The organism is Kitasatospora sp. NPDC049258 (assembly GCF_040678895.1).
Taxonomy (GTDB): domain Bacteria; phylum Actinomycetota; class Actinomycetes; order Streptomycetales; family Streptomycetaceae; genus Kitasatospora.
Genome location: NZ_JBFAQT010000001.1, coordinates 318705 through 341332 on the forward strand (window position 1 = coordinate 318705; position 22628 = coordinate 341332).

19 protein-coding genes and 1 pseudogene are annotated in these 22628 nt (G+C 73.8%); 11 read left to right on the forward strand and 9 right to left on the reverse strand.

From position 1 onward, the window contains the following. Window positions 1–28: 28 nt before the first annotated feature. The 4 genes from egtC to AB0K43_RS01535 form a co-directional block, all read right to left on the reverse strand. Entirely contained in the window at window positions 29–808 is a 780-nt protein-coding gene (gene egtC, locus AB0K43_RS01520) for an ergothioneine biosynthesis protein EgtC (RefSeq protein WP_363634543.1), read from the reverse strand. Further along, window positions 808–2091: an ergothioneine biosynthesis protein EgtB gene (egtB, locus tag AB0K43_RS01525; protein ID WP_363634700.1), complete on the reverse strand. Its 1284-nt coding sequence runs from the start codon at window positions 2089–2091 to the stop codon at window positions 808–810. The genes egtC and egtB overlap by 1 nt, the downstream gene beginning before the upstream one ends. Window positions 2092–2216: 125 nt before the next feature. Next, a complete protein-coding gene (gene egtA, locus AB0K43_RS01530; protein WP_363634545.1) occupies window positions 2217–3788 on the reverse strand; it encodes an ergothioneine biosynthesis glutamate--cysteine ligase EgtA in 1572 nt (523 codons plus the stop codon). Between the two features lie 134 nt (window positions 3789–3922). Continuing rightward, entirely contained in the window at window positions 3923–5110 is a 1188-nt protein-coding gene (locus AB0K43_RS01535; protein ID WP_363634547.1) for an aminotransferase class I/II-fold pyridoxal phosphate-dependent enzyme, read from the reverse strand. A 259-nt stretch (window positions 5111–5369) separates the two neighbouring features. Here AB0K43_RS01535 and AB0K43_RS01540 point away from each other — a divergent pair, with 259 nt between their 5' ends. Then, complete coding sequence (locus tag AB0K43_RS01540) at window positions 5370–5966, forward strand: antibiotic biosynthesis monooxygenase (protein ID WP_363634549.1); 597 nt, start codon at window positions 5370–5372, stop codon at window positions 5964–5966. A gap of 81 nt (window positions 5967–6047) precedes the next feature. Here the strand turns inward: AB0K43_RS01540 and AB0K43_RS01545 are convergent, their stop codons facing one another. Continuing rightward, complete coding sequence (locus AB0K43_RS01545; RefSeq protein ID WP_363634551.1) at window positions 6048–6782, reverse strand: helix-turn-helix domain-containing protein; 735 nt, start codon at window positions 6780–6782, stop codon at window positions 6048–6050. A 224-nt stretch (window positions 6783–7006) separates the two neighbouring features. Here AB0K43_RS01545 and AB0K43_RS01550 point away from each other — a divergent pair, with 224 nt between their 5' ends. The 3 genes from AB0K43_RS01550 to AB0K43_RS01560 all read left to right on the forward strand — a co-directional run bounded on the left by AB0K43_RS01550 (window position 7007) and on the right by AB0K43_RS01560 (window position 9891). Continuing rightward, complete coding sequence (locus AB0K43_RS01550) at window positions 7007–7675, forward strand: DUF4097 family beta strand repeat-containing protein (RefSeq protein WP_363634553.1); 669 nt, start codon at window positions 7007–7009, stop codon at window positions 7673–7675. A gap of 50 nt (window positions 7676–7725) precedes the next feature. Then, a complete protein-coding gene (locus tag AB0K43_RS01555; RefSeq protein ID WP_363634555.1) occupies window positions 7726–8568 on the forward strand; it encodes an alpha/beta hydrolase in 843 nt (280 codons plus the stop codon). Between the two features lie 339 nt (window positions 8569–8907). After that, entirely contained in the window at window positions 8908–9891 is a 984-nt protein-coding gene (locus AB0K43_RS01560; RefSeq protein WP_363634557.1) for an RIO1 family regulatory kinase/ATPase, read from the forward strand. Between the two features lie 252 nt (window positions 9892–10143). Here AB0K43_RS01560 and AB0K43_RS01565 read toward each other — a convergent pair whose 3' ends face one another. Both AB0K43_RS01565 and AB0K43_RS01570 read right to left on the reverse strand, forming a co-directional pair. Continuing rightward, window positions 10144–10356 (reverse strand): hypothetical protein, encoded by a 213-nt coding sequence (locus tag AB0K43_RS01565; RefSeq protein WP_363634559.1) that lies wholly within the window; start codon window positions 10354–10356, stop codon window positions 10144–10146. A gap of 52 nt (window positions 10357–10408) precedes the next feature. Next, window positions 10409–10645 carry a hypothetical protein gene (locus AB0K43_RS01570; protein ID WP_363634561.1) on the reverse strand — a complete coding sequence of 79 codons (237 nt, stop codon included), beginning with the start codon at window positions 10643–10645 and terminating at the stop codon, window positions 10409–10411. A gap of 167 nt (window positions 10646–10812) precedes the next feature. Between AB0K43_RS01570 and AB0K43_RS01575 the strand changes: the two are divergent. From AB0K43_RS01575 to AB0K43_RS01585, 3 genes and pseudogenes are all read left to right on the forward strand, one after another. Further along, window positions 10813–10881, forward strand: a pseudogene (locus AB0K43_RS01575) (hypothetical protein); the annotation flags it as partial. A gap of 143 nt (window positions 10882–11024) precedes the next feature. Then, on the forward strand, window positions 11025–11507 hold the full coding sequence (locus AB0K43_RS01580; protein WP_363634563.1) for a UTRA domain-containing protein: 483 nt from the start codon (window positions 11025–11027) through the stop codon (window positions 11505–11507). Window positions 11508–12018: 511 nt separating this feature from the next. After that, window positions 12019–13836, forward strand: a complete 1818-nt coding sequence (locus AB0K43_RS01585; protein ID WP_363634702.1) for a glycoside hydrolase family 6 protein — start codon at window positions 12019–12021, stop codon at window positions 13834–13836. 118 nt (window positions 13837–13954) lie between these two features. Here the strand turns inward: AB0K43_RS01585 and AB0K43_RS01590 are convergent, their stop codons facing one another. Together AB0K43_RS01590 and AB0K43_RS01595 are read right to left on the reverse strand one after the other, a co-directional pair. Beyond that, on the reverse strand, window positions 13955–15121 hold the full coding sequence (locus AB0K43_RS01590) for a winged helix DNA-binding domain-containing protein (RefSeq protein ID WP_363634565.1): 1167 nt from the start codon (window positions 15119–15121) through the stop codon (window positions 13955–13957). An 86-nt stretch (window positions 15122–15207) separates the two neighbouring features. Next, window positions 15208–16974, reverse strand: coding sequence for a glycoside hydrolase family 15 protein (locus AB0K43_RS01595; protein ID WP_363634567.1), 1767 nt, complete (start codon window positions 16972–16974; stop codon window positions 15208–15210). Between the two features lie 208 nt (window positions 16975–17182). Here AB0K43_RS01595 and AB0K43_RS01600 point away from each other — a divergent pair, with 208 nt between their 5' ends. The 4 genes from AB0K43_RS01600 (at window position 17183) to AB0K43_RS01615 (ending at window position 22626) form a co-directional block, all read left to right on the forward strand. Further along, window positions 17183–17989, forward strand: a complete 807-nt coding sequence (locus AB0K43_RS01600) for an SAM-dependent methyltransferase (protein WP_363634569.1) — start codon at window positions 17183–17185, stop codon at window positions 17987–17989. Then, complete coding sequence (locus tag AB0K43_RS01605) at window positions 17986–20118, forward strand: EAL domain-containing protein (RefSeq protein ID WP_363634571.1); 2133 nt, start codon at window positions 17986–17988, stop codon at window positions 20116–20118. Before AB0K43_RS01600 ends, AB0K43_RS01605 begins: the two co-directional genes overlap by 4 nt. Before the next feature lie 361 nt (window positions 20119–20479). Then, window positions 20480–21310 carry a glycosyltransferase family 2 protein gene (locus tag AB0K43_RS01610; RefSeq protein WP_363634573.1) on the forward strand — a complete coding sequence of 277 codons (831 nt, stop codon included), beginning with the start codon at window positions 20480–20482 and terminating at the stop codon, window positions 21308–21310. Continuing rightward, window positions 21307–22626: a glycosyltransferase gene (locus tag AB0K43_RS01615; protein ID WP_363634575.1), complete on the forward strand. Its 1320-nt coding sequence runs from the start codon at window positions 21307–21309 to the stop codon at window positions 22624–22626. The genes AB0K43_RS01610 and AB0K43_RS01615 overlap by 4 nt, the downstream gene beginning before the upstream one ends. The last annotated feature ends 2 nt before the right edge of the window (window positions 22627–22628 follow it).

Consider the following 22628-nt stretch of genomic DNA (forward strand, 5'->3'; position numbering starts at 1 on the left):
GTGGTGGCTGTTGGACCGGTTTGGCCGGTCAGGTCGCTCTGATCGGATGGACGTCGACGCCGCTGCGGTCGGCGATCAGCAGGGAGCGGTCCGGCACCGGGATCCAGCCCGGCCCGTCGTCGCCGGGTTCGGAGGCGACCAGGACCGAGCCGCCGTGGTCCGGACCGGTGCCCTCGGGCGTCCGGGTGCCCTCGGTGCGGTGGAACAGGGTGTCGCCCCAGGCCGTCGCCGCGATCGAAGTCCCGTCGGTCAGCAGCAGGTTGAGCCGGGCCTCGCCGTGACCGGCCAGCGCCTGCACGGCGTGGGCCAGCGCCTCGCCCGGCGGGGCGCCCGCCCGCAGGCGGTGCAGCACCAGCGCCCAGACCAGCGCCGAGTCGCTGCGCGCCTCCAGCGCCAGCAGCTCGGCGGGCGGCAGCGCGGCGGCGGCCTTGTCGTACCGCTCGGGCCAGCCGGGCAGCGCGCCGTTGTGGCTGAACAGCCAGCGCCCGGCGGCGAACGGGGCCGCCGCGCTCTCGCCGTCCGCGCACCCCGGGGTGGCCGAGCGGACGGCGGCCAGCAGCGCCCGGGTGCGCACCACCCGGGCCAGGTCGGCGAAGGACCGGTCGGCCCAGATCGGCCCGGCCCGCCGGTACCGGGCGGGGACTTCGTCGCCGTCCGCGTACCAGCCGACCCCGAAGCCGTCCACGTTGACCGTGCCGTGGCGCTGCGAGCGCGGTGCCCAGGACTGCCGGTACAGGCCGAACGGCGGCTCCACCAGCAGCTGCTGGATCGGCACCGCGGGGCCGAGGTAGGCGAGGTGGCGGCACATCAGTCGTCCTCGGCGGAGCGCGCGGTGCGGAAGCCGGCGAAGATCTGCCGGCGGATCGGGTAGTCCCAGTTGCGGAAGGTGCCCCGGCAGGCGACCGGTGCCACCGCGAACGAGCCGCCGCGCAGCACCTTGTACTCCGGCCCGAAGAAGACCTCGGAGTACTCCCGGTACGGCCAGGCCCGGAAGCCCGGGTACGGCAGGAAGTCGCTGGCCGTCCACTCCCACACGTCACCGATCAACTGCCGTGCCCCGTACGCCGAACCACCCTGCGGGTAGCTGCCGACCGGCGCCGGCTGCAGATGCCGCTGACCGAGGTTGGCGTGCTCGGGGCCGGGAGTGGCGTCACCCCAGGGGAAGCGGCGGGAGCGGCCGGTGGCCGGGTCGTGCCGGGCGGCCTTCTCCCACTCCGCCTCGGTGGGCAGCCGCCGGCCGGCCCACCGGGCGTAGGCGTCCGCCTCGTACCAACTGACGTGCAGCACCGGCTCGTCCGGTGGCACCGGCTCGACCGCGCCGAACCTGCGGCGCAGCCACTGGCCGCCCTCGCTGCTCCAGAACAGCGGCGCGAACAGGCCGCTGCGCTGCCGGTGCTCCCAGCCCTCGGCCGTCCACCAGCGGGGCTCGTCGTAGCCGCCGTCGGCGATGAACCGCTGGTAGGCGGCGTTGCTCACCGGAGCGGTGTCCAGCCGGAAGGCCGGCAGCTCGACCCGGTGGGCCGGGCGTTCGTTGTCCAGCGCCCACGGCTCGGTGTCGGTGCCCATGGTGAAGGGGCCGGCCGGGATCAGGACCTCCGCCGGCAGCCGCTCGGCACCGGCGGGCGCGGGCGGGGGTGGTGCGGTCAGCGCGACCGGGCCCCGGCGCAGCTGGTGGGTGATCAGCATGGTCTCGTCGTGCTGCTGCTCGTGCTGGGCGATCAGGCCGAAGGCGAAGCCGTCCTCGAGCAGCGGCGTGCCCTCCAGGGGGCTGGCGGCCAGCAGGTCCAGCACCCGGCCACGGACCTCGTGCGCGTAGGAGCGGGCCTCGGGGGGCGGCAGCAGGGGGAGGGTCGGGCGCTCGGAGCGCGGGTGCTCGAAGGCGTCGTACAGCGGATCGATCTCGGGGTGCATCGGGTCGCGGCCGCCGACGTTGCGCAGCAGCCACAGCTCCTCCTGGTTGCCGATGTGCGCCAGGTCCCAGACCAGTGGCGACATCAAGGGGGAGTGCTGGGCGGTCAGGTCGTGGTCCTCGACGCAGTCGGTCAGCCGGGCGGTGCGCGCGCGGGCGGCGATCAGCTCGTCGGCGATCAGCTCGCGGAGCGCGGCGGGTGCGGCCCCGGCCCCGGGTGCGGCCCCGGCCCTGCGTACGGGGGTGGCGGCCGGTGCGGGGGTGGGGCGGTCGGCGCGGGTGGTGGTCGGCTCGGGCCGGTCGGTGTTCAGCACGGTGCGGCCTCCTCGGGGACGGGGCGGGCGCCTGCTCGCAGGGTGTCGAGTTGGTCGTCGGCGGGGCAGCGGCCGCGCGCCGGGTAGCGCTCGGCGAAGGCTGTCAGCCGTTCGCGCAGGAGGTCGGTGCCCTCGGTCCGGCCGAGCGCCTGCTCGGCGGCGCCGAAGCAGGCCAGGGCGGCCCGGCGCAGCTCGGGGTCGGTCATGCCCAGGACGGCGGCTCGCTGCCACAGCGCGTTGCGGGGGGCGTTCGCGGTGAAGTCGACGCGCGCGGCGGCGCGACCGTTCATGGATCCGCGCGCGTTCACGGCACCGCGACCGTTCACGGCTGCGCCGTCATTCACCATCTGGTGAATGTTCGCGCTCTTGTGAACGCTGCGGGGGTCACGACCGCTCACGGCTGCGTGAATGTTCACTCCGTCGCGAGCGCTCGCACCGTCGTTACCGTTCACCGCCGCGCTACCGTTCACCCGGGCCCCGACGTTCACCCTGTCGTGAGCGTTCACGCCGGCGCGAACGCTCACTCCACCGCGACCGTCCACACCCTCGACGGCGTGCAGCCGCTCCAGCGCCTCGAACGCCGCATCGGCGGCCACCGGGTCGTCCAGCAACGCGCTGACCAGCGCCAGCGGCGTGAGCCAGCCGTCGCCCGGCTGGGCGTCCAGCATCCGCAGCTCCATGTGCCCGCGCGGGCGCACCGGCGGGAACAGCGTTGTGCGGTGGTAGTCCAGATCGGCCAGCGTGGCCGGCCGCTCGCCCGCGCCGCGCAGCCAGTCCCGGAAGCGCAGCCCGGTCGGGGCCGTCCACGGCAGCCCGTCCGGCCGCTGCACGCACAGCACCTTGGCGTCGAGCACGTACCGCGCCCAGGCGGCCCGCGGGTCGCCGTCCGGCGCCGGGGCCAGCGTGCGGCTCGGGTCCATCCGGGACCACACCATCTGCCGGGTCGACCGGTAACCGGTCGGGCGGCCGTCCAGCAGCGGCGAGTTGGCGAAGGCTGCGACCAGCACCGGCCCGAGCAGGTGCACCAGGCGCCAGCGCTCCGCCAGCGACTGCGCCCCGGTCGCGGTCCCCGCATCCACGCTGACCTGCACCGACGCGGTGCCGCACATCATGATCCGGCCCCACGGCCCGGACTGGGCGAAGTACTGCTCCATCGCCAGGTAGCGCGGGTGGGCCAGCTGCATCCGGCGCTCGCGGGCCAGCGGATCGGTGCCGCTCCCGGTCAGGCACAGACCCTGGGTGGCATACGCGGCGCGGAGGGCCGCCTGGTCCCGCAGGAGATCGTTCGCGCATCGGGCGGCGCCTTCGGCGGGCGGGGAGCTGAGCTCGACCTGTCCGCCGGGTTCGTGGGTGAGGGTGGCGCCCGCCGGAAGCCGCGGGCCCTCGGGGTGACCGGGCAGCGTCGCGATGGCGGCGGCCGCCCGAGCCGGATCCACCGGAGCGTCGGGACATCGGGAGTCATGGACGAACCACTCGGTCTCGACCCCGATCAACCGGGGCGGACCGATCTTGAAACAGATGCCGGCCAGGTGCTCCTCGGCCGATGCCTCGGTCAGCGGTGTCACGCTCGGTGGCGGTTCCTGCTGTGCCGTTGCCTGGTGCGGACGTGCGGGTATCACCGGACTCACCATCCCTCGGTTCGCGATTTGCGGCCCGGTTCTTCCTGCTCAGTCTGCAACGCGGCAAACCTTGGCGCCGCTCAGAGTCCGTCCATGCAGGTCAGCCGGGTGAGTGCGAGGCGCAGGCGGGCGAGCGGCAGCGCGTAGTTGAGCCGGAGGCGGCCGCGGCCGGCGGCGCCGAAGTCGGAGCCGTCCGCCAGTTCGACATCACGTTCGGTGAGCAGCGCCTCCCGGGTCCGTTCGGGTGGCAACCCGGGCGCCAGGCCGGCCCGCCGGCCCAGCGCGGCCGCGTCCAGCCAGAGCAGGTACGAGGCCTGCGGCCGCGCCAGCACCGCGTCGCCCAGGGCGGCCACGGCCAGGTCCCGGGCCGCCGCCAGATGACCCAGCAGCCCCTCCAGCCACTCCTCACCCTCGGTCAGTGCGGCCCGCTGCACCACCTGCTCCAGCAGCCCGCCCTCCCAGCACCCGTACCCGGCCATCACCGCGCCCAGCCGCTCGCGCAGCCGCCCGTCCGGCACCAGGGCGAAGCAGCTGGGGATGCCGGAGGTGTTGAAGGTCTTGCCGACCGAGTTGAGCGTGACCGTGCACCGGGCCGGCCCGTCCTGGGCCGCGGCCGCCGAACCTGCCGAACCTGCCACCGCCACCGCCACCGGGTGCCGGGCGCCCGCGTCGGGGTGGACCAGGTCGCCGTGGACCTCGTCCGAGATCAGCAACCCGCCCGACTCCGCCGCGAGTTCGGCCAGCGCCCGGATCTCCGCGGGCCGCCACGGGCGCCCGGACGGATTGTGCGGGCTGCTCACCAGCACCGCCCCCGGCCGGAGCCGGGCGAACTCCTCCAGCGGCAGCCGGTACCCGTCCGCGTCCGGGAGCAGCGGCACCTCGTGGTACGGCAGCCCAGCGGCCCGGCAGACCGGCCCGAACCCGCCCCACTCCGGCGAACCGAACACCACCGGCCCCCGCGGTTCGGCGGCCTCCAGCAGCAGCCGGACGGCGGTCCGCGGGCCGAACGGCAGCAGCATCACCCAGTCCGGGTCCACCTCGACGCCGTGCCGGCGGCGGTACCAGTCGGCGACCAGCCGCCGCCCGCCCGGGTCGCACACCGTGTACCCGAAGGCGCCGTGCCCGGCCCTGGCCGCCAGCGCCGCGCCGACGGCCGGCGGGCCGGGCAGATCCATGTCGGCGAGGCCGAGCGCGATCCGCCCGGCACCGGCGCGGGCCCACTTGCTGCTGCCCGTCCCGCTGCGGTCGAACGACTCGAACCCGAACACGGCTGCTCCTTCCGATCATCCGGCCCCGCCGGCCCACGCTACCGGGGCCCACCCGGCCCACCCGGCTCACCCGGCCCACCCGGCCAACCCGGCCAACCCGGCCAACCCGGCCAACCCGGCCAACCTGGCCCACCCGGCCAACCCGGCCCACCCGGCCGCCACGGCCGGCCGGCCCGCCTCGCTCCGTGGACGGCGGCGACGCCGACCACCCCGACCCCGTAGCCTGCCCGCCTGGAGCGACCGGATGCGGGAGAGCGGCATGGCTGTGGTGGAGGGCGTCGGGGCCGGCGCGGGCGAGCACGGCGAGCAGGGCGAGCAGGGCGAGGAGGTCACGCTGTTCGTGGCCCGGCGGGTCGATTCCGGGTACGAGGAGTCCTTCGAGGCCTGGGCACGCGGCATCCTCGGCGCCGCCGCCGCCCACCCGGGCAACCTGGGCACCGGTCTGCTCCGACCCGCCGGGGCCGGCGACCCCTGGCACCTGCTGCTGCACTTCCGCGATGCCGAGGCGTTCCGGGCCTGGCAGTCCTCGCCCGCCCGGGCGGCCTGCTTCGCCCGGGTCGACGGCCACCATGTGGAGGTCGCCCGACGCGAACTCCACGGCATGGAGGGCTGGTTCGCGACCACCCCGACCGGCGCCCGGCGCACCCCGCCCGCCCGCTGGAAGATGGCGGTGGCCTCCACGGTGGCGATCGCCCCGCTCACCCTCACCGTGAACCTGCTGCTCGCCCCGCACCTGGCCGGCCTCCCGGTGGCCGTCCGCACCCTGCTGCTCGCCCCGCTCATCAGCATCCTGATGACCTATCTGGCTCTCCCCGCCGTCACCCGCCTGCTCCGCCGCTGGCTCTTCCCGGCCTGACCCCGACCCCGGCCCCGCGCCGACCCCGGCCCGGGTCGGCCGTAGCGCCAGACCCGGCCCCGGCAGCGATCCGAACATGGCTCAGGTGGCCCCGTCCGAGGGGGGTTCGGCCTTGGTGTAGAGCACCTCGCGAGCCTGTTCCGCGGCGCGGGTGATGCTCTCGCTGACGAAGTCGAGGAACCGGGCGATGTTCTCCAGGCGGGCGGCGGCGGGGGTGCCGGGGCCGAGGATGGCCACGCCCTGCTGTGCCGTCTCGATGATCTGGGCGTTGGCCCGGGCGCTGGCGATCATCGCCTGGTACCAGACGTCGTCGTCGACGACATAGCGGTCGCGGCGGCGTTCGTCGCGTTCCCGGCGGACCAGGCCCTGGCTCTCCAGGAACGCGACCGCCTTGGAGATGGACGCCGGGCTGACCTGGAGGCGCTGCACGAGTTCGGCCGCGGTGAGGCTGCCCGCGTCGGTGGTGTAGAGGCAGACCATCACCCGGGCCATCATCTTGGGCGTGCCCGCCTGCATCAGGACGGTGGTGAACACCTCCTCGTACGCGCGCACGGCCTCGGCGTCGCGTCCGTGGGCCGGCGGGGGCGCCTGCGTGCCGTGGGGGGAGGCCTGCGCGCGCCGGTGGGTGCGGCGTTCGGTGGCGCGGTGGGCCAGGTCGGCGCGGTAGGCGGTGGGGCCGCCGTTGCGCAGCACCTCCCGGGTGATCGTCGAGGTCGGGCGGTCGAGCCGTCTGGCGATCTCCGCGTAGGCGAGGCCGTCGGCCACCCCCAGCGCGATCTGCTGGCGTTCCTGCTGGGTGAGCCTGCCTCCCGGCATCCGCGATCTCCTTCGTTCTCCTCGGGATCGCCAGCATAGCGTTAACCCGCAGCCCATTGCAACGAGCGGCTCCCTGACGTTGCATTACCTTCGAAGACCATTGCAACAATTTTGCGCCATCTGCCTGCAGGGATAGGGATTTTGCGCAACAAGACTGTTGAAGGAACCTCGAACGCAACGTAGCGTTTCCAATGTCAGAAACGACAAGCCGAAGGACACGGACCATGCAGAAGTTCCAGACCCCCAGCCCGATCTCCACCACCCTCGACATCCCCGCCGGGCGCATCCGGTTCATCGCCGCCGACCGGACGGACACCACGGTCGAGATCCTCCCCGCCGACCCCACCAGGAGCCGCGACCTGAAGGCCGCCCAGCTGACCACCGCCGACTACCGCGACGGCACCCTGCACATCGAGACCGCACCCGCCAAGAACCGCGTCCTCGGCCACCCCGGATCCATCGAGGTGACCGTCCAACTCCCCACCGGCTCCAGCGTTCAGGCGAAGACCGCCACCGCCGAGCTTCGCGGTGTCGGACGGCTCGGCGACATCACCTACGAGAGCGCACAGGGCTCGATCAAGCTCGACGAGGCCACCAGCGCCCACCTCACCCTCCTCGCCGGCGACATCACCCTCGGCCGCCTCGACGGTCCTGCCCGGATCAGCACCGCCCAGGGCGACATCCACATCACCGAGGCCACCCGCGGCACCGTCACCCTGCACACCCAGGCCGGCGACATCTCCATCGGCGTCACCCGCGGCGCCTCCGCGTCACTGGACGCCGGCACCACCTACGGCCGCATCCACAACGCACTCAACAACACCGACCCCACCACCACCCTCACCATCCACGCCACCACCGCCCACGGCGACATCACCGCCCGCAGCCTCTGACCCGCCGCCCGACCCGCCGAGCACCGGACATCCCGCGAAGGAGCAGCACCATGACCGTCAGCAACCCCACCCACCGGTCCGCCTGGAGGGGCACCGTCCGGGTCGACGACACCGCACTGGCCGTCACCGACACCGGCGGGCCCGGCCGGCCCGTCGTCTACCTCAACGGCTCCTACGCCGACCAGTCGCACTGGCGGCGCGTCATCGCCGACCTCGACACCGGCAGCACCGGCAGCACCGGTAGCACCGCCTTCCGCCACATCACCTACGACGAGCGCGCCCGCGGCAAGTCCGAGCGCGCCGCCGACTACTCCTTCGAGGCGTGCCTGCGCGACCTGGACGCCGTCCTCACCGCCCGGGCCGTGGAGCGGCCGATCCTGGTCGGCTGGTCCTACGGCGCCATGATCGCGGTCCACTGGGCCGCCCGACACCCCGACCGCACCCACGCCGTGGTCTCCGTGGACGGCGCCCTGCCCCACGACTGGCTCGACGACGCCGCCCGGCAGCAGATCCGCAAGCTCTTCCGCCGGCTCAGCCCGCTCTTCCCGATCGCCCGCCCGCTCGGCCTCGCCGCCCGGATGAGCGCCGCGCAGCACGCCGAGATCAACATCGAGATCAACGAACTCTGCGCGCCCGCCGCCCTCGAACCCGTCCTCGACCGCCTGACCGCACCCACCCGCTACCTGCTCGCCAGCGGCGGCAACCTCGGCGGCGACGCACAGCTGATGGAGAAGATCCGCACCAACCTCGACCCGGTGCTCACCCGCAACCCCAACATCCGGATCAGCGCCAAGGTCCCGAGCAACCACTCCAAGATCCTCCGCAAGGACCACCGCGCCATCGCCGACGCGATCCGCGAACTCGCCACCACCCAGCACCGCAAGGCCGCCTGAGTCATCGGTGCCGGACGGGAGTGCGCGGACATCCGCCGGGCCGGGAGCAGCAGACGTCGCACCGGAAGCCGCAGGCCATCACGCCGGCTTCCGGTGCGACGCCTGCCGAACAATTCGGTTGCGCCGTGGGCGGGAGCGGTTAAGGTACTGACGTCCTCGCCGGTGTCGTGCGAGGGCCCGAGTGCCTGATGTCGAGGAGGTGTGTCCGGATGGTTGCCGCCGTGTCGCGGCGCGCCTTGGTGTGCGCGCCATACGCCTTCCTCGTTCGTCATCTCCCCACCGGCTGACAGCGCGTCGTATCGGACGCGCCCGGTGGGCCACTCCTCAGGAGCCACCGCAGTGCGTGAGCGCTTTGCCGACAGCGATTCCTTCTCCCGTATCCGCCCCAAGGGCGGTGCCCGGCGGGGCCGCCGGTCCGATCGGTTCGACGACTTCGAACCCGAGTACTTCCCCGTCGAGGAACCCCGGGCCGCCGAGTCGGCCGAGGACTCCGACGCCTTCTACGCTCTCGACGCACCCGCCCCGGTGGCGGACGGCCCCGCCGAGGGCGACCGCTGGTCCACCTGGGACCGGTCCACCCCCACCGAGAAGGGGCCCGAGCCGCGTCCCGCCTGGGTGGTGACCGAGCTGGCGGCCGTGGACACCGAGCTCGGGATCGTGAAGACCGGCAAGGAGGCCGACGTCTTCCTGCTGGAGCGCGGCGTGCCGGGCACCGGGCGGCGCACCCTGATGGCCGCCAAGCGCTACCGGGACGCCCAGCACCGGATGTTCCACCGGGACTCCGGCTACCTGGAGGGCCGCCAGCACAAGGAGTCCCGGGTCTCCCGGGCGATGGCCAAGCGCACCGCGTTCGGCAAGGAGGCGATCGCCGGCCAGTGGGCGGCGGCCGAGTTCGCGGCGCTGTGCCGGCTCTGGTCGGCCGGGGTCGCCGTGCCGTACCCGGTGCAGATCACCGGTACCGAGATCCTGATGGAGTTCGTCGGCGACGAGGGCGGCAAGGCCGCGCCCCGGCTCGCCCAACTCCGCTCCGAGGAAGCCGACATCGAGGACCTCTGGGAGCAGCTCGGCCGCAGCCTGTCGCTGCTCGCGTTCGACGGGTACGCGCACGGCGACCTGTCGGCGTACAACATCCTCGTCCACCACGGGCGGCTGGTGATCATCGACGTGCCGCAGATCGTGGACGTGATCGCCAACCCGCGCGGGCTCTCCTTCCTGGAGCGGGACGTGCGCAACGTCGGGGCCTGGTTCGCCTCCCGGGGCCTGCCCGGGAGCCGGGTCGACGAGCTGGTCGAGTCGCTGACCGCCGACGCGCGCCTGGGGTGACCCGGCCCGGTTTCGTCAGGTCGGCGAGCGGGGCTCGGGAGTCACCTACCCGGCCCCGCCCGCCCGGCCGGCGTTGCCGTACGGGCGGGCCCGCACGCCAGGGCATCCCGCCCCGGGGCATCGGGCCGCGCGGGGCAGTCCCGGTGCTGATCGACCGCCTCCGCCCGGTCGTTGATCGGTCGGACCGGATGCCCGAGCACATAGTCCCGGCAGTCCACGCAGTACCCCATGGTCCGTGCCACGGGCGCCTGTTCAGCCACGGATCCGTCCCTCGTCGAGGTACCGGCGGGCCCGGATCCACTGCTCGGCGCTGCCCCGGAGCGGGTAGCGCTCCAGCTCGCCGCCGGTCTCCACCCAGGCGCCGTCGTGGTGGAGGTCGCGGATGCCCCAGAGCACCCGGCCGAGGGTGTCGGGCGGGAAGTGGTCGACCTGGTAGCGGCCCGGCTCCCAGCGGTGCTCCGTCATGGTGCGCCGCCGGGGGCGGATCCCGCAGCCGGGCAGGGGAGTTGGCGGATGGTCACAGGTCCTCCTGGATCTCGACCCAGATCTGGGTCAGCCCTGCGGCGCCGGACGCGCCCCAGCGGTCGGCGGCCGAGAGGGCGCCGAGGATGTCGGCCCAGCGCTCGGGGCCGCAGTCGGCGGGGACGGGTGCGCTGATCCGCAGGCCCGCCTCGGTGCGGTGCGCGGCGGCCGGCTCCCCGGTGGCCCGTTCGATGGCACGGCGCAGAGCGGTCGCGCGCGCACTGATCTGCACCGAGCCCCCTATAGGTACGGTTGAACAGTATCGATACAGTACCCCCACTCGCGCTACCGTGTCATCCAGGTCATACCGATGCAGTAGAGAGGGACGCCGTGACGGACACCCCGCCGTACCTCCGCATCGCGGACGAGTTGCGCGCCCGGATCGTCGACGGCGGGGTGGTGGCGGGCGAGCGCCTCCCCTCGATCAGCGAACTGGCCGAGGAGTACGGCTTCTCGGGCGGAGTCGCCCAGCGGGCGTACGGCATCCTGATCGAGGAGAACCTGGTGGTGGCCCGCCCCGGCGCCGGTTCTTCGTCCAGTCGCAGGAGGCGCCCAAGGTCCTGGTGCGGCATCAGCGGGTTGGCCCGGGGCGGGGATCGCCCATCCGGGCGATGCTGGCCGAGCAGGGCGTGGATCCGACCCGCCGCACCGAGTCGTCGACGGCCAGGGCGGATGCGGCGATCGCCGCCCGGCTCGGCGTCGCGGTCGGCGACCCGGTGGTGCACACCGGGTACGTGCACCTCGCCGACGGGGTGCCGGTGCAGCTCACGGACTCCTGGGAGCCGATGTCCGTCACCGGGAACAGCCTGATCGTGCTTCCCGAGGCGGGCCCGCACGGCGGTATCGGCATCGCCGACCGGATGGCCGTGATCGGGATCGAGGTCGGCCTCCCGGTCGAGCGGGTGAGTGCCCGTCAGGCCACCCGGCAGGAGGCCCAGAAGCTCGCGGCCCAGCCCGGGGTGGTGGTGCTGGCCGTCGAGCGCACCCACTACGACCAGGCGACCGGCCGCCCGGTGGAGACCGCCGACATCATCCTGCTCGGCTCCCGGTGGATCGCCGAGTACGGTCGCCGGCCCGAGCCCGGCCGTTCCTGAGCCCGCCGCCGATTGCTCCCGGCCTGGGGTGGTGGCCGGCCTTCGGGAGCGCTCCCATGTGCGCGGAGCCTTCATCTTCTGAACGCTGCTGCACCGCTTGACGATTGACTGTGTGCATGGCTTGATAAGCGGTGAGCTCAGAACCCCCACCTGGCGGGCGGACGTTCCAGCGAGCTCCCGCCGTGCCGCTCCGGACGGCAGCTCAGTTCCGCGACTCCGTAAGCCCGTTGACGCCAGGTTGCACCGCCCGCTATGGGAGCGCTCCCATAGCGGGATGCCGAACAGCACGTCAGGATCCACCCCCACCCGAAAGGATCCGTAAGTGCCATCCCACCTCCTGCGCGGACTGCGCGCAGCACTCGCCGTGACGGCCCTGACGGCCGCCGGCGTCCTCCCGGCAGCCGCCGCCCAGTCGGCCCAACCAGCTTCCACCCCGGCCCGGTCGGCCCAGGCGGCCCGGACGGCGGAGGCCGCCCGGGTCGACAACCCGTACGCGGGCGCCGGCGTCTACGTGAACCCCGAGTGGTCCGCCCACGCGGCGGCCGAGCCCGGCGGCAGCGCCGTGGCCGGCCAGCCGACCGCCGTCTGGCTGGACCGGATCGCCGCCATCCAGGGCGGGGCGGGCTCGATGGGGCTGCGGGCCCACCTGAACGCGGCCGTCACCCAGGCCGCCGGCCGGCCGTTCGTGGTCCAGCTGGTCATCTACGACCTGCCCGGGCGCGACTGCGCCGCCCTGGCCTCCAACGGCGAGCTCGGCCCGACCGAACTCCCGCGCTACAAGACGGAGTACATCGACCCGATCGCCGCCGTCCTGGCCGACCCGGCCTACGCCGGGTTGCGGATCGTCACCACCGTCGAGATCGACTCGCTGCCCAACCTGGTCACCAACGCGGGCGGCACGGCGACCGCCACACCGCAGTGCGACACCATGAAGGCGAACGGCAACTACGTCAGCGGCGTCGGCTACGCGCTCGCCAAGCTCGGCGCCGTCCCCAACGTCTACAACTACATCGATGCCGGCCACCACGGCTGGCTCGGCTGGGACTCCAACCTCGACCCGACGGTCCAGTTGCTGCACCAGGCGGCCACCGCCTCCGGCAGCACCGTGGCGAACGTCCAGGGCTTCGTCGTCAACACAGCCAACTACTCGGCCCTCAAGGAGCCGAACTTCACCATCGACGACTCCGTCAACGGCACCTCGGTGCGGCAGAGCAAGTGGGTCGACTGGAACCGCTACGTCGACGAGCTCTCCTACGCCCAGGCCTTCCGGCAGCGGGCGGTCGCGGCCGGTTTCGACGCCGGTGTCGGGATGCTGATCGACACCTCCCGCAACGGTTGGGGCGGCACCGCGCGGCCCGCCGGTGCGGGGCCGAGGACCAGCGTGGACAGCTATGTCGACGGCGGGCGGATCGACCGCCGCCTCCAGGCCGGCAACTGGTGCAACCAGTCCGGCGCCGGCCTCGGCGAGCGGCCCGCGGCGGCCCCGCAGCCCGGGATCGACGCCTATGTGTGGGTGAAGCCGCCGGGGGAGTCGGACGGCGCCAGCTCGCAGATCGCCAACGACGAGGGCAAGGGCTTCGACCGGATGTGCGACCCGACGTACACCGGCAACCCCCGCAACGGCAACCAGATGTCCGGCGCACTGCCGAACTCCCCGCTGGCCGGGCACTGGTTCTCCGCGCAGTTCCAGGAGCTGCTGAAGAACGCCTACCCGCCCCTGGGTGGCAGCGGTGGCCCGGACACCACCGCGCCGACCACGCCCACCGGGCTGCGCTCCACGGCCGTGACCTCCTCGGGCGTGTCGCTGGCCTGGTCGCCCGCCACCGACAACGTCGGCGTCACCGGGTACGACGTGTACCGCGGCGGCGCGCTGGTGGGCTCGACCACGGCCACCTCGTACGCCGACAGCGGCCTGGCCGCCTCGACCTCGTACAGCTACACGGTGCGGGCCCGGGACGCGGCGGGCAACGCCTCGGCCCTCTCGGCGGCGCTGGTGGTCGGTACGAGCGCGGGTACCGGCGGCGGTTCCGGTTGCACCGCCAGGTACACCGTCAGCAGTGACTGGGGCGCCGGTTTCAACGCCGACGTCACCGTCACCAACACCGGCGGGGCGGCCACCAAGTCCTGGAAGGTGACCTGGAGCTGGGGCGGCAACCAGCAGATCACCAACCTCTGGAACGGCGGCCTGAACCAGAGCGGCCAGTCGGTCACCGTGGTCGACGCCGGCTACAACGGCGCGGTGGCGCCCGGGGGTTCGACCGCCTTCGGGTTCGGGGCGAGCTACTCCGGCGCCAACGCGGCCCCGACGCTGACCTGCACGGCCGGCTGACCTCCCGCGGGCACCGGGTGAGCCGGTGAGCCGGTGCCCCGTCAACGTGCCCGGCCCCGCTCCGGCGGGGCCGGGCCCCGGCCCGTCCGCCCACCCGCGGTCCGCCGGCCCGCACCGGTCAGGCCGAGAGCCGGCGCTCCAACGGGGTGCGGAACCGCGGCGTGATCCTGGTCGCGCCGACCCAGGCGTGCAGCCGGGCGGCCTCCGCCCCGACGGCGGACCCGACCTCCCGGCCGACCGGTTCGAGCAGCTCCCAGACGATCTCCCCGTCGGCCCGCTGGGCCCAGCCGCCGACGATCCGGCCGTCCAGCCACACCGTGGGGCCGATGTTGCCCGAGCGGTCGAAGAGCTCGGCCTGATGGGCGTCGGGCAGGAACCAGTGGCGGTATCTCGTCCCCATCGGCGCCGGATCGAGCGCCGGGAGCAGCGCGACCCAGCGGGCCGGCTCGGGCACCGGCTCGGTGTCCTCGGGCAGGACGAAGCCCTCGCCCTCGGTGAGCCGGACCGCCACGGCGCCGCAGGCCGCGAGCGCCGCCCGGACCTCCCGCAGCCCCCAGCCGGTCCACCAGCGCAGATCCGCCACGGTGGCCGGCCCGTAGCCGGCGAGCCAGCGGGCGGCCAGCGCGGCCTGCGCCTCGGCGACGGACGCCTCGGGGTAGGGCGGGTGCGTCGCCCACTGGTGCTGGCCGCTGGTCCAACCGCCGAGCGGGCGACGGCGGATGATCGAACCCTCCATCCCGAGCACCCGCAGCAGCCGCACCCCGACGGTCTGGGTGGCCTGGTACGGCTTGCCCACCGCCACCTCGATGCCTTCGCGCAGCCCGGGCACCAGCTCGCCGAGCCGCGCGCCGGTGGCCTCGCCGGCATCCGCGAGCGCGGCCAGCACCTGCCGCTCCACCTCCGCCAGCCAGCCGGCGTCGAAGCCGCCCTGCGCCGCGAAGTCGGTCAGACCGCGGCGCTCCTTCGCGGCGACCTTGGTGGTGGTGGAGGCCTGGACGGTGGCCGCCAGACCGGCCGGCACCACGAACAGGGTGTGCCGCATGCCGTGCATCCGCACCAGCGTGCCGTCCTCGTACAGCGCCTGCTCCACCGCGGCCACCGGATCCGGCCGGGCCAGCCGGGCGGCCGCCGAGAGGAAGACGCTGGCCGGGTCGGTCGCATGCAGGGCGATCACCGCCTCCGCGACCTGCTCCGGCGTGGCCGCCCGGTGCGGCGGCGCCAGCAACTGCCGCACTCCCAGCCGGGCCCGCCGCTGCGCGTCGTCGATGGTCGGGCGGGCGGTCATGGACCCTCCAGGTGTCGGCCGGTCCATGGTATGCGCCCGCCCGCGCCCGTCCACCCGCCGGTCGGGCCGGTGTCACCTCGCCCGGGTCACGGTTCGAGCAGGGCGAAGGCCGAGTTGACCAGCGCGACGTGGGTGAACGCCTGCGGGGTGTTGCCGAGTTGGCGGCCTTCGGCCGGGTCCCACTGTTCGGAGAGCAGGCCCAGGTCGTTGCCCAGGGCCACCACCCGGGTGAACAGCTCCCGGGCCTCGTCCCGCCGGCCGATCGCCACCAGCGCGTCGGCCAGCCAGAACGAGCAAGCCAGGAAGGCGCCTTCGGCCCCCGGCAGGCCGTCCGAGCCCGGCCCGGTGCGGTAGCGCCGGACGAAGCCGCCGTGGTCCAGCTCGGTGCGGACGGCCTCGACGGTGCGCACCACCCGCGGATCGTCCGGCGGCAGGAAGCCGGCCTTCACGATGAACAGCGTCGCGGCGTCCAGCTCCTTGCCGCCGTAGTGCTGGACGAACACGCCGCGGCCCCGGTGGTAGCCGTTGGCGCAGACGTCCGCGTGCACCTGGTCGCGCATGGCGCGCCAGCGGTCGACCGGGGCGGGCAGCCCGGTGGCCTCGGCCATCCGGACGGCGCGGTCGGCGGCCACCCAGGACATCACCTTGGAGTGGACGAAGTGCCGCCGCGGGCCCCGGACCTCCCACAGCCCCTCGTCCGGGTCGGACCAGTGCTGCTCCAGATAGCTCATCAGGCTGCGCAGCAGGCTCCAGACCTGCCGCTCCATCGGGATGCCGGCCTGCAGGGCGAGGTGGAGGGTGTCCACCACCTCGCCGTAGACGTCGAGTTGGAGCTGGTGGACGGCGGCGTTGCCGAACCGCACCGGGGCGGAGCCGCGGTAGCCGGGCAGCCAGCCGGCCACCGTCTCGGGCAGGCCGCGCTCGCCGGCCACCCCGTAGACGGTCTGCAGGTCGCCGGGGTCGCCGGCGATCGCGCGCAGCAGCCACTTGCGCCAGGCGGCGGCCTCGTCCCGGAAGCCGCTGCGGAGCAGGGCGGACAGCGTCATGCTCGAATCCCGCAGCCAGCAGAAGCGGTAGTCCCAGTTGCGCTCGCCGCCGATCAGCTCCGGCAGCGAGGCGGTCGGTGCGGCCACGATGCCACCGGTGGGCTCGTAGGCGAGGGCCTTGAGGGTGATCAGGGAGCGCAGCACCGCGTCCTGCCACTCGCCGGTGTAGCGGCAGTTGGCGGCCCAGTCGCGCCAGGCCAGCACCGTCCGCTCCAGCGCCTGCCCGGGGTCGGTGCGCGCGGCCATGTGCTGGTGGGAGGGCTGCCAGGTGAGCACGAACGGCACCTGCTGGCCGGCCTGCACGGTGAACTCGGAGATGGTGGCGCCGTCCTGGCCGAAGGTGTGCACCCCGGGCGGCACCCGTAGCCAGGCGGAGTCCGGCCCGGCCACGGCCACCCGGTGGTGCTCGGTGCGCCGCACCCAGGGGGCGACCCGGCCGTGGTTGAAGCGCAGCCGCAGGTCGCCGCGGATCGGCACGCTGCCGCGCAGCCCCTCGACGATCCGCACCAGTTGGGGCACCCGGTCCCGGTGCGGCATGAAGTCGGTGATCCGGACCGCGCCCCGGGGCGTCTCCCAGTCGGTCTCCAGCACCAGGCTGTGCTGCCGGTAGCGGCGGTCGGTGCACTCGGCGCCGTCGGCGGGGGAGAGCCGCCAGGCGCCGTGCCGGGCGTCGCCCAGCAGCCCGGCGAAGCAGGCGGGGGAGTCGAACCGCGGCAGGCAGAGCCAGTCGACCGACCCGTCCCGGCCGACCAGGGCGGCGGTCTGGAGATCTCCGATGAGGGCGTAGTCCTCGATGCTTCCGGTCATCGCCACCCCATTGTCCGCCGAGGTCGGGCGGGTGGCAGGACGACGGCCGGGGATGCCCCCGACGGCCGTGGCGCACGGCGCCCGGGCGGTGCGGGTACGACAGGTCCGTGCGGTTTCCGACCGGTGGACCCGACTTGCAAAGAAGATCGTAGGATAGGAAGATCTTTATGGCCTGTTGTCTTTTCCCATTGCCGGAAGGGGTGCCGTCATGCGGCAACCGAGCTGGGTGCCCGCCGGAACGGATCTCGACAAGCCGAACGCGGCCCGGGTCTACGACTACTACCTGGGCGGCTCGCACAACTTCGAGGCCGATCGCGAGATGGCCCGCAAGGCGATGGAACTCTGGCCGGACCTGCCGCAGATCATGCGGGCCAACCGGGCCTTCCTGCGCCGGGCGGTGCAGCACCTGGCCGAGCAGGGCTACACCCGGTTCCTGGACATCGGTTCGGGCATCCCGACCTTCGGCCCGGTGCACGAGGCCGCGCGCGCGATCCAGCCCGACGCCCGGGTGGTGTACGTGGACCTGGACCCGGTCGCGGTGGCACACAGCCGGCTGATCCTCAAGGACGACGGGCTCAGCTCGGTGGTCGAGGGCGACCTGCGGGACGTACCGGACCTGCTCTCCCGCCCCGAGGTGGCGGAGCTGCTGGCGCCGGGCGAGCCGGTGGTGCTGCTGCTGGTCGCCGTACTGCACTTCGTCAAGGACGAGGACGAGCCGGAGAAGCTGGTGCGGCAGCTGCGGGACGCGCTGCCGCCGGGCAGCGCCATGGTGCTCTCGCACGCCTCGCTGGAGGGCCGGCCGGACCAGGCGGGCGCACACCAGGACCTGTACAAGCGCACCCCGACCCCGCTCACCATGCGGCCGGTGGAGCAGATCACCGGGCTGTTCGACGGATTCGAGCTGCTGGAGCCCGGCGTGGTCTTCCTGCCCGAGTGGCGGCCGGACCGGCCGGAGGCCGTCGGCGCTCACCCCGAGCGGATGACCGGTGTGGCCGGCGTCGGAAGACTGCCGTGAGCGGGGGGCTGTCGGAGGCGGGCGCCGGCAGCGGACCCGCCTTCCACGACGCCTGGACCAGGCTGCTGCGCGGCGGCCACGGCAGCGCGGTGCACCCCGGCACCCTGAGCCTGCTGGTCGGCCGGACCGCCGAGCTGCTGCACCGGGCCCGGCAGGACGAGTCCTTCGACCCGGCCCTCGCCGAGCGGGCCGGCGCGCTGCTGGTCGACTCGCACTTCACCGATCCGGTCGTACTGGCGCAGGCGGTCGAGCTGCTCCAGGAGTTCCCGGTCCGGGACGACCGCGGGCCCGCGCTGTGCGGGGCCTTCGCGGCGGGGTGGGCAGCCGCGCTGCGCGAGCGCACGCTGCGTGAGCAGGAGGCCATCCGGCTGGCCGCGGACACCGCCCGGCAGGAGATCGAGCGGGCGCTGCGGTCCTCCGAGGCCCGGTTCCGGGCGCTGTTCGAGAGCGCCGCGATCGGGATCGGCCTCGGCGACACCGAGGGCAACATCCTGGCGGTGAACCGCGCCCTCCAGGAGATCTTCGGCGCCAGCCCGCAGGACATGCAGGGCCGCCGGGTGAACGACCTGGTGCACCCGGAGGACACCCCGGGGGTCTGGGAGGCGTACGAGGAGCTGATCAGCGGCAAGCGGGACTACTTCCAGTTCGACAAGCCGTACTACCGGCACGACGGCGAGGTGGTCTGGACCCATCTGACGGTCTCGCTGATCCGCGACGACGAGGGCGTGCCGCAGTACCAGGTGGCGATGCTGGAGGACATCACCGACCGCTACCGGCTGCAGGAACGGCTGCGCCATCAGGCCACCCACGATCCGCTGACCGGGCTGCCCAACCGGGCGGCCTTCTTCGAACGGCTGGAAGGGCTGTTCGAGGAGCCGGAGCCGGGTGCCAGGTTCGGCCTGTGCTACGTCGACCTGGACGGCTTCAAGGTGGTCAACGACAGCCTCGGCCACGACATGGGGGACCAGCTGCTGGCCGCCGTGGCGGCCCGGCTGGACTCGGCGCTGACCCCGCTCGGCCACATGGTCGCGCGGCTGGGCGGCGACGAGTTCGTGGTGCTGCTGGAGAACTGCCGGGGCGAGCAGGAGGCGGTCGCCGCCGCCAAGACCGTGCTGGCCGCGCTGGCCAAGCCGGTACTGATCGGTGACCACAAGCTGGCGGTCGGCGCCAGCGTCGGCGTGCTGGAGCGGCGGATCGCCACCACCACCCCGGGCGCCGCGGTCCGCGCCGCCGACCTCACGCTGTACCGGGCGAAGGAGGCCGGCCGCGGCCGGTGGACCCTGTTCGACCCGAAGGAGAACGCCCGGGCGGTCAGCCGCTACGCGGTCTCGGTGCGGATGCCGTCCGCGCTCGACCGGGGCGAGTTCTTCATCGACTACCAGCCGATGGTCGACCTGGCCGACGGCTCGCTGGTGGCGGTCGAGGCGCTGGTGCGCTGGCGCCACCCGCAGCTCGGCGTGCTCGGCCCCGAGGAGTTCGTCGGGGTGGCCGAGGAGACCGGGCTGATCATGCCGCTCGGCCGCTGGGTGCTGGAGCAGGCGTGCGGTCAGGCCGCCGACTGGGTCGACCGGTTCGGCAGCCGGGCGCCCAAACTCAGCGTCAACCTGGCGGTCCGTCAGGCCCGCAACGCCGGGCTGGTCGGGGACATCGACCGGATCCTGCGCGGCACCCGGCTGGATCCGGCGATGCTCCAGCTGGAGATCACCGAGTCCACCGTGGTCGGCCCCGAGGACGAGGCGCTCAAGGCGCTGCACGCGGTGGTGGACATGGGCGTCTCGCTCGCGGTGGACGACTTCGGCACCGGCTGGTCCAACCTGGCCTACCTGCGCGACCTGCCGGTCTCCGGGCTCAAGATCGCGGGCTCGTTCGTCGGCGATCTGCACGACCCGGCGAAGGACACCCACCTGGGCTGGCGGATCGTCAGCGGCCTGGTCTCGCTGGCCCACACGCTCGGACTGACCGTCACCGCCGAGGGCGTGGAGAGCCGGGCGGACGCCGAGCGGCTGCGGCTGATGGGCTGCGACTGGGCGCAGGGCTGGCACTTCGGGCGCCCGGTCCGGCCGGGCGAGATCGCCCGCCGGATCGCCGAGGCCAGCCTCCCCGAGGCGGGCCTCGCGCACGAGGCCTGAGCCCACCGGCGTGGGGTCACCGGCGCGAGGCCCGTCCGGTCACCGAGCGTGAACAGTAGCGCAAAGTAAGAAAAATCGGACAAAACCCCTTGACGTGCCGCGGTGGGGCTGATGTGATGGGGCTCTGGCACCGCCTCGCGGCGGACGTACATATCACGCCAGTTGCTGTAAGTGTCGGCGCTTCGGCGCCCGAGACCGGTCGGCGCACACGAGGGGCTTCGGGGGAGTACCACCGAGAAGCCCGTAGCGCCGTGGGGCCCGCTCTCCGCTTTTTCCCCGCCCGGGGCCCTCACCCGCCCCGTTCAGGTACCCGTGTGCCGGGCCTCTGAGTGCCCGGTGCCCTTCCTAGGGACTGCCCGCGATGAGCACCACGCTGCCTCCTGACAACGTCCTTCCCTACCCCGGCCCCGACGGCCGCCCGATGCGCCGTGCCTCCGACCGGCCCGTCACCCGGCCACCGATGCGCCGTGCCTCCGACTTCGCCGTCAGTCACAGCGTCAGCCTGGTCATCCCCGCGCACAACGAGGCGCGCAACATTCCCTGGGTCTTCGAGCAGATCCCGCGCTGCGTCGACGAGGTCATCCTGGTCGACGGGGACTCCAGCGACGCCACGGTCTCGGTGGCCAAGCAGTGCCTGCCCACCGTCCGCCACGTCGACCAGATCGGCCCCGGCAAGGGCAACGCCCTGCGCACCGGATTCGGCGCCGCCACCGGCGAGTTCATCGTGATGATGGACGCCGACGGCTCGATGTGGCCCGGCGAGATCCCGCACTACCTGCACTTCCTGGCGAACGGCTACGACTTCGTCAAGGGCTCCCGGTGCATGGGCGGCGGCGGCTCGCTGGACCTCACCCGGATCAGGTCGGTCGGCAACCGCGCGCTGCTGGCCGTGGTCAACCGGCTCTACGGGGCCAAGCTCACCGATCTCTGCTACGGATTCTGCGCCTTCCGCCGCAGCTTCCTGGACGAACTGGACCTGCGCTCCTCGGGCTTCGAGATCGAGGCCGAGATGATCGCGCACGTCCTCCGCTCGGGCCTCCGCCTCGCCGAGGTACCGAGCCTCGAACTCCCCCGCCGCAGCGGTCGTTCGCACCTGCATGCCGTCTCCGACGGCCGGCGGGTGCTGCACACCCTGATCGCCGAACGTCCCGGCGCCAAGGTGTCGGCGCCGCTCGCCTCGGAGGAGCGATGATGAATGGCTCCGACCGGCGCACCGCAGCTGCCTGCCCCTGCCCTGCCGCCCGCGACTCGCTCTACACCCCCGTCCGGGTAGTCGAACTGGACCTGGACGAGCCGGGCGCGCTGCGCTCGCCCGGCGGTCTCGGACCGGCCGACCCGGACGGCCGCGTGTTGGCGTTGGTGCGGCTGCACGGACACCCGCTCGGCCTGGTCACCTCCACCGGAACAGCGGGCGCCTCCGCCGCGCTGTGCCGGGCGCTGGTCGATGCCGCTCATCGCGAACTGCACGTCCCCGCCCTGTCCACGTCGACCCCCGGCACCCTGCCCGACCGCACCGGCCGGGCCCGCCTCGCCGCCACCGAACCGCCCTCGGTCAGCGTGATCGTCTGCACCCGCGACCGCCCGCACCTGCTGCCGCGCTGCCTGGACTCGCTCCTGCGCACGCCCTACCCGCGGGTCGAGGTGATCGTGGTGGACAACGCGCCCTCCAGCGACGCCACCGAGCGGCTGGTCCGTTCGAGCTACCCGGGCCGGGTGCGCTACCTGCGCGAGCCGGTGGCCGGCCTGGCCCGGGCCCGCAACACCGGCCTGGCCGCCGCCCACGGCGAGTACTGCGCCTTCGCCGACGACGACCTCGTGGTCGACGCCGGCTGGGTCGGCGCGATGGCGGCGGCCTTCCGCTCGGACCAGCGGATCGGCTGTGTCACCGGCCTGGTCCTGCCCTCCGAGCTGGACACCGAGGCCCAGATCGCGCTGGAGGAGTACGGCGGCTACGCCAGGGGCTTCACCGCCCGCAGCTGGTCGCTGCGCGAGCGCCCGGACGACCCGCTGCTGCGGTTCTCCGTCGGCCGTTTCGGCTCCGGCGCCAACATGGCCTTCCGCACCGCCGTGCTGCGCGGTCTCGGCGGCTTCGACCCCGCGACCGGCGCCGGCACCGCCGCCCGCGGCGGCGAGGAGCTGCTGGTCTTCTTCCGGATCCTGGGCGGCGGGCACACCGTGGCCTACCAGCCGGACGCCATCGTCTGGCACCCGCACCCGCGGACCATGGAGGCGCTCACCGCGCAGGTCTTCAACTTCGGCGTCGGCTTCGGCGCCTACCTGGCGGCCGCCGTCTCCCACCAGCCCGAGGTGCTGGTCGGGCTGGCCCGCCGGCTGCCGCGCGGCCTGTGGGCCTGGCAGGCGGCCCGCCGCCGCCGGGTGCAGGACGCCCCCGCCGTCCGCGACTCGCTGGCCGGTCTCGGCCGGCTGGAGTTCTGGGGCCTGATGTACGGCCCCGTCAGCTACCTGTTGAGCGTCTGGCACCAGCGCGGTGTCCGGACCGGAGAGTAGCC

Coding starts and splice junctions, on each gene's coding strand:
- egtC (WP_363634543.1), bottom strand. CDS start 808: ATGTGCCGCCACCTCGCCTACCTCGGCCCCGCGGTGCCGATCCAGCAG.
- AB0K43_RS01540 (WP_363634549.1), top strand. CDS start 5,370: ATGGCTGTGGTGGAGGGCGTCGGGGCCGGCGCGGGCGAGCACGGCGAG.
- AB0K43_RS01545 (WP_363634551.1), bottom strand. CDS start 6,782: ATGCCGGGAGGCAGGCTCACCCAGCAGGAACGCCAGCAGATCGCGCTG.
- AB0K43_RS01550 (WP_363634553.1), top strand. CDS start 7,007: ATGCAGAAGTTCCAGACCCCCAGCCCGATCTCCACCACCCTCGACATC.
- AB0K43_RS01555 (WP_363634555.1), top strand. CDS start 7,726: ATGACCGTCAGCAACCCCACCCACCGGTCCGCCTGGAGGGGCACCGTC.
- AB0K43_RS01565 (WP_363634559.1), bottom strand. CDS start 10,356: ATGACGGAGCACCGCTGGGAGCCGGGCCGCTACCAGGTCGACCACTTC.
- AB0K43_RS01580 (WP_363634563.1), top strand. CDS start 11,025: ATGCTGGCCGAGCAGGGCGTGGATCCGACCCGCCGCACCGAGTCGTCG.
- AB0K43_RS01590 (WP_363634565.1), bottom strand. CDS start 15,121: ATGACCGCCCGCCCGACCATCGACGACGCGCAGCGGCGGGCCCGGCTG.
- AB0K43_RS01595 (WP_363634567.1), bottom strand. CDS start 16,974: ATGACCGGAAGCATCGAGGACTACGCCCTCATCGGAGATCTCCAGACC.
- AB0K43_RS01600 (WP_363634569.1), top strand. CDS start 17,183: ATGCGGCAACCGAGCTGGGTGCCCGCCGGAACGGATCTCGACAAGCCG.
- AB0K43_RS01610 (WP_363634573.1), top strand. CDS start 20,480: ATGAGCACCACGCTGCCTCCTGACAACGTCCTTCCCTACCCCGGCCCC.
- AB0K43_RS01615 (WP_363634575.1), top strand. CDS start 21,307: ATGATGAATGGCTCCGACCGGCGCACCGCAGCTGCCTGCCCCTGCCCT.